Source organism: Nocardioides sp. SR21 (genome assembly GCF_022761125.1).
GTDB lineage: Bacteria > Actinomycetota > Actinomycetes > Propionibacteriales > Nocardioidaceae > Nocardioides.
Genome location: NZ_JAKWJR010000021.1, coordinates 1 through 11114 on the forward strand (window position 1 = coordinate 1; position 11114 = coordinate 11114).

Below are 11114 nucleotides of genomic sequence, written 5' to 3' on the forward strand. Positions count from 1 at the left end.
CGCCACAGCGCACTCGACGGGCTCCCGCCGATCAGCCGGCTACCAACCTGATGGCCGGGTACAGCTAGACCTTCCAGAGGCCGGCGACGTGCCGGGCGTCCGTTCCGCAGCACCCGCCGACGACCCGGAGGCTCGGCAGCTTCGGCCGCAGCGCGTCGTACGACGACGCGAGCAGCCCGAGGTCGCCCGCGTCGAGCTCCTCGGCCTCGTCGAGCTCGGCGTGGCTGAGCGTGGAGGCGTTCGGGTTGACCTGGACGATCCGGGTCAGCCAGTCACCGTCGTCGAGCGCGGGCGCGATGTGGGTCGGGTGCGCGCAGTTGACGATGAAGCCGTCCGGGGCCGCCTCGGCGTCGACCCGGTCGATCGCACCGCTCAGGGAGGTGCCGTCGGGGAGCCGGCCGTCGGTCTCGACGGTGAACCCGATCAGCACCGGGATGCCCGCCTCGCGCGCGGCGCGCACGATGCCGATGCCCTCCTCCGGGCCGGTCAGGGTGTACGCCGCCACCGTGTCGGCGCCCGCCGCCGCGAACGCCTCCACCTGCCCGCGGTGGTAGTCCGCGGCCTCGGTCGGGTCGGCCTTCTCCCCCGCCACGTAGCCGTCGCCTCGCGGGCCGATCGCACCGAGCAGCCGCACGTCGGCGAGGTCGGAGTACGCCGCTCGCAGCGAGCCCAGGAACTCGATCGCCTCCCGGTTCACCCGGGCCAGCGCGGGAGCGTCGTACCCGACCCGGGCGCCCCAGTCCGGGTTCGCCCGCCAGGTCGGCGACTCCAGGGTCAGCCCGGCGCCCGCATGGCGCGCGACGTCGGCGTACCCGTCGAAGTAGCGGCGCAGCAGGTCGCGGCCGGCGTCGTCCTCGACGAGCGGGAACGAGGCGAACTCCGGCAGGTCGACGCCGTGGTTGAAGATCAGGTCGGTCTCAAGACCGCCGTCGCTGACGTAGCCGGCGGCGGGCAGGAAGGCGGGCGAGGTCATGCGGTCCAGTCGACCAGATCCTGGCCGCGCAAGGAAATGCATTTGGCCCGATTCAGGTGACCCCCGGCCTCGGCGCCGTTGTTGGACTGAAGCATGGCCAAGACGCTCATCACCCTCGCTGCGCTGTCCCTCGTCGCGCTGACCACCGGCTGCGGCGAGTCGGACACGACGACCAAGGGCTCCTGCGACGGTCGGGCCTACGAGCTGAGCGCGGAGTCCGACAAGGACCACACCGAGATCAGCTTCGAGCTGAGCTCGCAGACCTCGGGCGAGACCTGGCAGGTCGTCATCGACCAGGACGGTGAGTCGATCCTCGACACCAGCACGGTCACGGACGAGGAGGGCGAGCTGGACGCCGACGTGACCGTCGCGGCGAGCGACGACGAGAGCACGTTCACGGTCACCGCGACCCCGGAGTCAGGCGGTCCCTGCACCGCGTCGATCGATCACTAGCCCCCGCCGAGCCCGGCGTCCCGGGCCCGGATGATCACCTCGGCGCGGTCGGTGGCCTGCAGCTTGCTCAGGATGTTCGAGACGTTGTTGCGCACGGTCTTCGGCGCGAGGAACAGCGACTGGGCGATCTGGGCGTTGTTCTTGCCGGCCGCGATCAGGTCGAGGATCTCGATCTCGCGCTCGGTGAGCTCGGGGAACGCCGTCCGGTCGGGCGCGGCCGAGCCCGACAGCAGGTCCGCGATCCGCAGCGCGAGCGAGGCGCCGAAGACCAGGCCGCCGGCCTGCACGGTCGAGATCGCGCGGTTCACCTCGTCCTGGCTGGCGCCCTTGACGAGGTAGCCCCGGGCGCCGGCGCGCATCGCGGCCAGCACGGTGCCGTCCTCCTCGCCCATCGTGAAGACCAGGACGCGTACGTCGGGCAGCTCCTCGGCGATCCGGCGGGTGGCGTCGATGCCGTTCAGCACCGGCATCTGCAGGTCCATCACCACGACGTCGGGCCGGTGCTCGGCCGCCAGTGCGACCGCCTCGGCACCGTCCGCGGCGGTCGCCACCACGGCGATGTCCGGCTGGGTGGCGAGCAGCGAGGCGAGCCCGTCGCGGAAGACCGGGTGGTCGTCGGCGATCAGGACCCGGACGGGGTCGGTCATCAGCTCTCCTCGAGGACGGTGGACATCGGCAGCCAGGCCCGCACGCGGGTGCCGCCTGCGGGTGGGCAGCTGATCTCGGTGCGGCCGCCGAGCTCCTCGGCGCGCTCCCGGATGGACCGTAGCCCGACCCCCGCCACGACGTCGGGAGCGATGCCCGAGCCGTCGTCGGAGATCTCGACGAGCAGCGCGTGCGAGCGGCCCTCGAGGCGTACGGCGGCCGTGCTGGCGGCGGCGTGCCGGGCGGTGTTGGTGAGCGCCTCCGACGCGATCCGGTACGCCGCGACCTCGACCGCGGCCGGCAGGGCGGGCACGTCCTCCGCGGCCACGGTCACCGACAGGTCCGAGGAGCTCATCCGCTCGGCCTGCTGGTCGAGCGCCGCGAGCAGGCCGAGGTCGTCGAGGGCCGGCGGGCGCAGTCCGTGCACGAGCCGGCGTACGTCGGCCAGGGCGTCGGTGATGTCCTGCCGCGACTGGGCGACCAGCCGGCGGGTGGTCTCGGGGTCGCGGTCGAGGGCGTTCCCGGCCGCGTCGAGACGCATCGCGACGCCGCCGAGCACCGGCCCGAGACCGTCGTGCAGGTCGCGGCGGATCCGCCGCCGGTCGTCCTCGCGGGCCAGCACCAGCTGCTCGCGCGACTGCTGGAGGTCGGCGGCCAGCCGGGCGCTGCGCACCGCCATCGCGGCCTGACGGACCACGTCGAACAGCAGCGCCTGGTCGCGCTTGGACAGCATCGACCGGACCCCGCGGGCGGGAAGCTCCAGGCGGCCGATCTCCTCGTCGCCGTACCGGATCGGGACGTCGCGGACGTCGGCCGGCTGCTCGCCGTACGTCGCGGACACGGTGCCGCCGCCGTGACCGAAGACCTCGACCCGGACGAAGTCGAGCTTGAAGGCCGTGGCGACCGCGGTCGCGAGGGCCGGCAGCTGCGCGCGGACGTCGCCGGACTCCTCCAGTCGCGCGGCCAGCTCGGTCACGACCGAGTAGCGGTCCCCGCGGCGACCCACGAGCAGCCGGTGCACGAGCGCGGTGATCCGCCCCCGCACCGGTCCGTAGATCGTCACCGCGACGAGAAGGAGGATCAGGGTGGCGTCGCGCTGGTCGAGGCTCTCCCCCAGCAGGCGGTCGAGCACCGCGACCACGAGCAGGTCGAGGACGATCACGGTGCCCGCGACGGTCGCCCACACGATCGTGCCCCCCATCAGCGCGTCGACGTCGCGGACCTCGGGGTCGAGGATCCCGATCGCGATCGATGCCCCGGTCACGCCGAGCGCGAGCATCAGCGCGACCGTGACGACCCAGCCGTTGTGCAGCCAGAGCGCGATGCCGGACATCACCAGGCACATCACCGCTGCCCAGACCAGCCAGCGCAGCTGGGTCCGCTCGCGCCCGGTGGCGTGGCGCTGCCGGGCGAAGGTGACCACGACGGCCAGCGGCAGCGACAACAGGGTGATCAGCCGCCCGGCCGTCAACAGCGGGACGAAGACGTCGCCGGAGATCGGCAGCTCGGGCATGCCGGTGTCCATCGGCATCTCGAAGCCGTCCGCCGTCAGCGCCGAGACCGGCGCGAAGAGCAACAGCGCCGGCAACGCACAGGCCATCGCGACCACGACGATGCTGACGACGCCCCAGCGGCCAGGCATCAGCCGACCGGTCGGGTACAGCACCAGCACCAGGGGAAGACCGACCAGCAGGAAGGCGCCCACCTGGGCGACGATCCAGACGGCGAAGCCGGTCAGCGGCGCGTAGGGGTCCTGCGCCATGCCGTACGCCGCCCACGACTCGCAGAGCCCGTCGAACGACCACAGCAGGCCGGTGGCGGCGATCACCCAGGCGACCGGGTGGCGCGGGTAGCGCCACAGCACCGGGACCTGGGTCGCGACCGCGATCGCGCCGACGCTGGCGGAGATCGAGCCCCAGCCCATCATCGCCCTGGTGCGGTCGGCCGGCTCGTTGACGATGTCGAGGACCACGCAGAGCGCGAGCATCGCCAGCGCGAGCGCCGAGACGACGACGGCGGGCAGGCGAGCGGGGTTCACCCGAGAAGTATCGACGTGCGCGCGTCCCGTCGTCCCGGGATCGGAGTCCCGCGCATCCGGGACGGTTTCCGGGGACCGGGCACGGGACGCCGCTCCCTGCTGCCCGGGTCGGCGGGCGCCGGAAGGTTCTGGCATCGAACCACCCACCCGAACCCGAAGGAACCACCATGTCCGTCCAGCACACTCCCGCACCCGCCCGCTCCGACGTACGCCGGCCCGCCGCGTCCGGCACCCGCACCCCGGCCCGCCCGTTCTTCAAGCGCGGCATGCTGGTCAGCATCGGCGCCGTCGCGTGGGGCACCGACTCCCTGATCTTCGGCACCGACCCGTCCGGCACGATGGAGGAGGCGCTCTCCTCGATCACGTCCGGCACGTTCCAGCTCGGCCTGCTCGGCCTGCTGACCGTCCTGTTCGCCACCCAGGCGCTCGGTGAGGGGCGGCTGGCTCGCTTCTTCATCCGCTTCGAGGCGGTCCTGCTGTTCTTCGCGATCGGCTCGACCGTCGCCGACGGCATCGGCGTCAGCAACCTCGACCAGCCCGGCTGGGCGATGCTCGACGCGTTCTGGCCGCTGTCGATGCTCGGCATGTTCTTCATCGGCATCCGGGTCGCCATCGCCGGACGCTGGCACGGCAAGGACCGCTACTGGCCCCTCATCGCCGAGTCCTGGGGCCCGATCGTGGTCCCGACGTTCGGCATCTTCGGCAGCTCGGTCGCCGGCGTCGTCTCGTTCGTCCACCTGTGCGTCGGCTACGGCGTGCTCGGCCAGCTGGTGGCGCGCAAGCAGCGCTGAGCCACAGACCCCGGGACGGCCCACCGTCCCGGGGTCTGTGCCTCCCCCGCACGGGACATGGGCACGGGACACGACGCGGGACGCCGCTCCCTGCCACCCGGGCCGCGGCCGCTCGGAGGGTTCAGGCATCGGACGGCTTCGGTGGCCGCCCCTGTCAGGAGAACGTGATGACCTTCGAGCAGAACCCCACGCCCGCCCGCTCCGACGTACGCCCTCCGGCGGCGTCCGCCCCGACCCCGCCCCGCCCGTTCCGCACGCGCGGCATGCTGCTCACCGTCGGCGCCGTCGCCTGGGGCATCGACACCCTCGTCTTCGGGACCGACCGGACGGGCACGACCGAGCAGGTCCTGTCGATGCTGACCGGAGGCGTCTTCCAGCTCGGCCTGCTCGGCCTGCTGAGCGTCCTCTCCACGACCGGGGCGCTCGGCGAAGGCGGCCTCGCCCGCTTCTTCATCCGCGTCGAGATCGCGCTCGTGCTCCTGGCGCTCGGCTCCACCGTCGCCGACGGCATCGGCGTCAGTGACATGGACCAGGCCGGCCGGGCGATGCTCGACGCGTTCTGGCCGCTGTCCATGCTCGGCATGTTCTTCATCGGCATCCGGATCGCCATCGCCGGCCGGTGGCACGGCAAGGCGCGCTACTGGCCGCTGATCGCGGAGAGCTGGGCTCCCGTCGTGGTCCCGATGTACGGCCTGTTCGGCAGCACCGTGGCCGGAGTCGTGTCCTTCGTCCACCTGTGCGTCGGCTACGGCGTGCTCGGCCAGATCGTTGCGCGCAAGCAGCGCTGACCCGGGTCTATCCCCCCGTGCGGGTCGTCGAGCGCTCGGCGGCCCGCACGCGGCTGTGCCGCATGCCGTAGACGAAGTACACGACGAACCCGAGCGCCATCCAGACCAGGAACCGCAGCCAGGTCTCGATGGAGAGGTTCACCATCAGGTAGAGGCAGACCAGCGCCGACAGGATCGGCAGCCAGGGGCTGAGCGGCACCCGGAACGGCCGGTCCAGGTCCGGGCGGCTCTTGCGGAGCACCGGGATGGCGATCGACACCAGGGCGAACGCGGTGAGCGTGCCGATGTTGACCATCTCCTCCAGCTTGCCGATCGGCGTGTACGACGCCACCACGGCCACGATCACGCCGATGGTGATCGTGATCCGCACCGGCGTGCCGGTCTTGGCGTTGGTGCGGCCGAAGGCGTGCGGGATCAGCCCGTCGCGGCTCATCGCGAACAGCACCCGGATCGCCCCGATGAGCAGTGTCATCACGACCGTGGTGAGGCCGGCGACCGCGCCGGCCGCGATCAACGTGGCGAAGCCGCTCTGGCCGACGTCGCGGAACGCGGTCGCGAGCGCCGCGGCGGGGTCGATCTGGTCGTACGGCACCATGCCGGTGATCACCAGCGCGACCGCGACGTACAGCACGGTGCAGATCGCCAGCGAGCCGAGGATGCCGATCGGCAGGTCGCGCTGCGGGTTGCGGGCCTCCTCCGCGGTGGTGGCCACCACGTCGAAGCCGATGTAGGCGAAGAACACGACCGCGGCCGCGGACATGATGCCGAGGACGCCGAACGTCTGGGACTCGATGCCGAACGCCCACTGGATCAGCGGCTGGTGGATGCCGCTGGCCGACACCGGGTCGGCGGCCGGCGGGACGAACGGGTCGTAGTTCGCGCCCGAGACGTAGAACAGGCCGGCGATGATCACGAACAGGACGATGAAGAGCTTCACCGCGACCAGCACCAGGTTGACCCGCATCGACTCCTTGATGCCCAGCGCGACCAGGGTGGTCAGCCCGGCGACCAGCAGCAGAGCCGGCACGTTCACGTGGTCCCACTGGAACGAGTCGGTCGGCCCGATGGAGGCCGGCCACGTCATGCCGATCTCGTCGAGGAAGATCACGAAGTACGCGCTCCAGCCCTGCGCCACGACGGACGCGCCGAGCATCAACTCGAGGATCAGGTCCCAGCCGATGATCCACGCGATCAGCTCACCGAGCGTCGCGTAGGAGAACGTGTACGCCGATCCTGCGACCGGGACCGTCGACGCGAACTCGGCGTAGCAGAGCGCCGCGAGTGCGCAGCAGATCGCGGCGAGGATGAACGAGAACACCACTCCCGGCCCGGCGTAGTCCTTCGCCACCCGCCCGGTGAGGGTGAAGATGCCGGCTCCGATGACCACGCCGATGCCGAAGACCGTCAGGTCGAGGGCGCCGAGGCGTTTCTTGAGCTGGTACTCCGGCTCGTCGGTGTCTGCGAGGGACTGCTCGATCGACTTCGTCCGGAACAGGCTCATGCTCATGCTCAGACAGTCTCCACGGGTTGGCCGCCGGAAACCACCGTCACCTACGAACGGTCGTACAGCGCCAGGATCATCCGGTCGGCCTGCCCGGCGAGCTCGTCGGTCGTGAGCCCGAGCTGGGCGCGCAGCACCCGGTCGGGGTCGGCGTCGGGCTCGGCCATCGCGTCGAGCAGCTGCCACGGGGCGCTGGGGCCGTACGCGTCGGCGATGTACTCGACGGCCCACCAGGCCAGCCCGTAGTGCGCCTCGGAGTCCTCGTCGTTGAACGAGTCGTCGTCGGGCAGGTCCCCGTCGCCGGTCTCGGCCGCCTGCAGCGCGACCTCGGGGATGCGCCGGTCCTCCGGGGCCAGCGGGCGGACGGCGACGTACTCCGCGAGCCCCTCGGACAGCCAGACCGGCGCGGTGTCGTCGTGGGCTCCGACCGCGACGTGGGTGAGCTCGTGGCGGACCAGCCGGTCGCGCTCGCGGCCGGTCTGGTCGAGCATCCGCGGGTTGAGCGCGACGCGGGTGCTCTCCCCCACGGGGAACGCGACCGCGTCGAGATCGCCGGGCTGGTCGCCGGGCACGTCCTCGAGGCCGAGCAGGAACTCCGGGTCGCTCAGCGCGTAGACGACGACCGAACCGCTCCAGTCGTACGGCACCTCGGCGGCGACGCTCGCGATCCCCGACTCGACCGAGTCGAGCAGGTCCGGGGCCTCGTCGACGCTGCCTGCGTCGAAGACACCGAGCACGCCGGCGCCCTCGCGGACCTGCACCGGGCCGAGGTCCCACGGCTGCGGGTCGGACTGCTCGACGTCGGTGAGCAGGAAGCGCGCGGGGTGGCGCGGATCGGGGCGGAACCGCAGCCGCGCCGGGGTCGTGACCGGCGCGGCGTCGTACCCCTCGAGCTGGAGGGTGAGGTCGGCGGTGACGGCGTACGCGTCGCCGTCGCGGACCAGGCTGGCCGGGTCGATCCGGTACCGCAGCCGCTCGATCGGCAGCTGGGTGAGGTTCGTGAACCAGGTCTGCTGGGCGTCGCGGAAGCGCCCACCGCCGCCGACGACCTTGGCGAACGCGTCCGCGTCGGCGTCGCGGACCGCCTCCACGCGCGCGTCGAGGCTGCGGGTGATCGCCTTCGCGGCGTCCGGTGGTGGCGCAGGCGGGGTGGCTTCCGGCTCGTCGCCGGAGCAGCCGGCGAGGGCCGCCGTCAGCAGGCTGAGGGCGACCAGCGCTCGGAGGCTAGGGCGTGTGCTCGGCATCAACAGGAGAACGACCGTCCGTCAGTGCGGTCATGTCCTCCACGATGCCGAGCGCGAGCGCCTGCGGCGTGAGCCCGATCCGCTCGAGGATCGCGGCCCGCTTGGCGTGGTCGAGGAACTCCTGCGGGATGCCGTGCAGGCGGAACGGCGTGTGCACGCCGGCGGCGTTGAGCGTCTGCAGGAGTACGGCGCCGCAGCCGCCGGTCTCGCCGTTGTCCTCGATGCTGACCACGAGCCGGTGCTCGCGGGCGAGCTCGATGATCGCGGGGTCGACGGGCTTGACCCAGCGCGGGTCGACGACGGTGACGCCGATGCCCTGCGCGACGAGCCGCTCGGCCACGCCGACGCCGACCTCGGCCATCGAGCCGACCGCGACGATCAGGACGTCCTTGGTGCCGTTGCGGACCAGCACGTCCGCGCCGCCGGCCTTGCCGACCGCGTCGATGTCCTCGGGCGGCGGGCCCTTCGGGAAGCGCACGACGGTCGGGGCGTCGTCGACCTCGACGGCCTCGTTGACCAGCTCGCGCAGCCGCGTCGCGTCCCGCGGTGCCGCCAGCCGCAGGCCCGGGACGACCTGGAGGATCGACATGTCCCACATGCCGTTGTGGCTGGCGCCGTCGTCGCCCGTCACGCCGGAGCGGTCGAGCACGAACGTCACGCCGAGCTTGTGCAGGGCGACGTCCATCAGCACCTGGTCGAAGGCCCGGTTGAGGAACGTGCCGTAGACCGCGAAGACCGGGTGCAGCCCGCCGAGCGCGAGGCCGGCGGCCGACGTGGTCGCGTGCTGCTCGGCGATGCCGACGTCGAACGTGCGGTCCGGGAACCGCGCCTCGAAGGCGTCGAGCCCGACCGGGTGCATCATCGCAGCGGTGATCGCGACGACGTCGGGCCGGCGGTGGCCGATCTCGACGATCGCGTCGGAGAAGTAGTCGGTCCAGATCCGGCCCTTGGGCTTCTCGGCGCCGGTCTGCACGTCGAACGGGCCCGGGCCGTGGAACTGGTCGGCCTCGTGCCGCTCGGCCGGGTCGTAGCCGTAGCCCTTGCGGGTCAGGGCGTGCACGATCACCGGGCCGTTGAACTTCTTCGCCTGCACCAGCATCTGCTCGACGGCCGCGCGGTCGTGGCCGTCGACGGGGCCGACGTACTTCAGGCCGAGGTCCTCGAAGAGGCCCTGCGGGGCGATCGCGTCCTTCACGCCCTTCTTCATGGCATGCAGGGCGTCGTACGCCGCCGGCCCGACGCCCGGGACCGCGGTCAGGCGGCGCTTGACCATGTCGAGCACGTTCTCGTAGCGCGGGTTGGTGCGCAGCCGGGTGAGCGAGGTCGCCAGTCCGCCGACGGTCGGCGTGTAGGAGCGGCCGTTGTCGTTGACGACGATGACCAGCCTGCTGCGGTCGGCGACCGCGATGTTGTTGAGGGCCTCCCAGGCCATGCCGCCGGTGAGCGCGCCGTCGCCGATCACCGCGACGACGTGCCGGTCCTCGCCGCGGATCGTGTACGCCTTCGCCAGGCCGTCGGCGTAGCTCAGCGCGGTCGAGGCGTGGGAGTTCTCGACGATGTCGTGGTCGGACTCCGACTGGCTCGGGTAGCCGCTGACGCCGCCCTCCTGGCGGAGCTTCTCGAAGCCCGCCTTGCGGCCGGTCAGCAGCTTGTGGACGTACGCCTGGTGGCCGGTGTCGAAGACGACGCGGTCGCGCGGGGAGTCGAAGACCCGATGGATCGCCATGGTCAGCTCCACCACGCCGAGGTTCGGCCCGATGTGCCCGCCGGTGCGCGCGCAGGTCGTGATCAGGAAGTCCCGGATCTCGCTCCCCAGCGCGTCGAGCTGGGCGTCATTGAGGTCGCGCAGGTCCCGCGGGGACGTGATCGAGTCGAGGATGCCCATGACCCGCGAGTCTACGGGGCGAGGCGCGGAACAGCGGTACCCCCGGGACCTGACGGTGGTCGAGCAGCGAGCGCCAGCGAGCGTCGTCGAGACCCCCGCACCCGACCGCCTGCGGTGGCTCTCCACAGGAGCGGCTGCCCGATGTGCGCATGCTCACGCGCCCGGGCAGCGATGAGGCATGGCCTGGACCTACATCATCGAGTGCGCCGACGGCAGCTACTACGTGGGTAGCACCTACGACCTGGAACGCCGGATCAGCGAGCACAACCTCGGCCTGGGTGCGACCTACACCCGGATCCGTCGCCGCCGACCGGTCAAGCTCGTCTGGGCGGCGCAGTACGACCGCGTCGAGGACGCCTTCGCCTTCGAGAAGCAGATCCAGGGCTGGGGACGCGCGAAACGCCAAGCGTTGATCGAGGGCCGCCTCCTCGATCTCCCTGCCCTGGCTCGCGGTCGCAGCCGACCGCCGGTCGACGGCTGACGGGATCCCTCCCGGAGGTCGAGCAGCGAGCCCGGCCCGGTGGTCGAGCAGCGAGCGCCAGCGAGCGTCGTCGAGACCCCCGCACCCCACCACCGACCCCGACCAACGGGGTCTCGACAAGCTCGACCAACGCTGGTCGAGCAGCGAGCGCCAGCGAGCGTCGTCGAGACCCCCGCACCCCACCACCGACCCCGACCAACGGCGTCTCGACAAGCTCGACCAACGGTGGTCGAGCAGCGAGCCCCGGCCCGGTGGTCGAGCAGCGAGCGCCAGCGAGCGTCGTCGAGACCCCCGCACCCCACCACCGACCCCGAC

At 72.0% G+C, this 11114-nt stretch carries 10 protein-coding genes; 4 read left to right on the forward strand and 6 right to left on the reverse strand.

Features of this window, described 5'->3' with window-relative positions; genetic code table 11:
• Window positions 1–64: 64 nt before the first annotated feature.
• Window positions 65–973, reverse strand: a complete 909-nt coding sequence (locus MJ604_RS23560) for a homocysteine S-methyltransferase family protein (protein ID WP_243061238.1) — start codon at window positions 971–973, stop codon at window positions 65–67.
• Between the two features lie 93 nt (window positions 974–1066).
• On the opposite strand from MJ604_RS23560, the gene MJ604_RS23565 reads away from it, so the two are divergent.
• Window positions 1067–1426, forward strand: a complete 360-nt coding sequence (locus MJ604_RS23565; RefSeq protein WP_243061241.1) for a hypothetical protein — start codon at window positions 1067–1069, stop codon at window positions 1424–1426.
• Here MJ604_RS23565 and MJ604_RS23570 read toward each other — a convergent pair.
• Both MJ604_RS23570 and MJ604_RS24390 read right to left on the reverse strand, forming a co-directional pair.
• The gene (locus tag MJ604_RS23570; RefSeq protein ID WP_243061242.1) at window positions 1423–2073 is read right to left on the reverse strand and encodes a response regulator transcription factor; all 651 of its coding nucleotides are present in this window, start codon (window positions 2071–2073) and stop codon (window positions 1423–1425) included. The genes MJ604_RS23565 and MJ604_RS23570 overlap by 4 nt on opposite strands.
• The gene (locus tag MJ604_RS24390) at window positions 2073–4109 is read right to left on the reverse strand and encodes a sensor histidine kinase (RefSeq protein WP_243061245.1); all 2037 of its coding nucleotides are present in this window, start codon (window positions 4107–4109) and stop codon (window positions 2073–2075) included. The genes MJ604_RS23570 and MJ604_RS24390 overlap by 1 nt, the downstream gene beginning before the upstream one ends.
• Before the next feature lie 167 nt (window positions 4110–4276).
• On the opposite strand from MJ604_RS24390, the gene MJ604_RS23580 reads away from it, so the two are divergent.
• Together MJ604_RS23580 and MJ604_RS23585 are read left to right on the forward strand one after the other, a co-directional pair.
• A complete protein-coding gene (locus tag MJ604_RS23580; protein WP_243061247.1) occupies window positions 4277–4900 on the forward strand; it encodes a hypothetical protein in 624 nt (207 codons plus the stop codon).
• A gap of 167 nt (window positions 4901–5067) precedes the next feature.
• Window positions 5068–5688 carry a hypothetical protein gene (locus MJ604_RS23585; RefSeq protein WP_243061249.1) on the forward strand — a complete coding sequence of 207 codons (621 nt, stop codon included), beginning with the start codon at window positions 5068–5070 and terminating at the stop codon, window positions 5686–5688.
• Between the two features lie 7 nt (window positions 5689–5695).
• Here MJ604_RS23585 and MJ604_RS23590 read toward each other — a convergent pair whose 3' ends face one another.
• The 3 genes from MJ604_RS23590 to dxs are packed head-to-tail and all read right to left on the reverse strand — an operon-like array spanning window position 5696 to window position 10318.
• The gene (locus MJ604_RS23590) at window positions 5696–7189 is read right to left on the reverse strand and encodes an amino acid permease (RefSeq protein ID WP_243061255.1); all 1494 of its coding nucleotides are present in this window, start codon (window positions 7187–7189) and stop codon (window positions 5696–5698) included.
• A 50-nt stretch (window positions 7190–7239) separates the two neighbouring features.
• Complete coding sequence (locus tag MJ604_RS23595) at window positions 7240–8433, reverse strand: hypothetical protein (RefSeq protein WP_243061250.1); 1194 nt, start codon at window positions 8431–8433, stop codon at window positions 7240–7242.
• A complete protein-coding gene (gene dxs / locus MJ604_RS23600) occupies window positions 8414–10318 on the reverse strand; it encodes a 1-deoxy-D-xylulose-5-phosphate synthase (protein ID WP_243061252.1) in 1905 nt (634 codons plus the stop codon). The genes MJ604_RS23595 and dxs overlap by 20 nt, the downstream gene beginning before the upstream one ends.
• Before the next feature lie 178 nt (window positions 10319–10496).
• Here dxs and MJ604_RS23605 point away from each other — a divergent pair, with 178 nt between their 5' ends.
• The gene (locus tag MJ604_RS23605; RefSeq protein WP_243061254.1) at window positions 10497–10799 is read left to right on the forward strand and encodes a GIY-YIG nuclease family protein; all 303 of its coding nucleotides are present in this window, start codon (window positions 10497–10499) and stop codon (window positions 10797–10799) included.
• Window positions 10800–11114 lie beyond the last annotated feature (315 nt).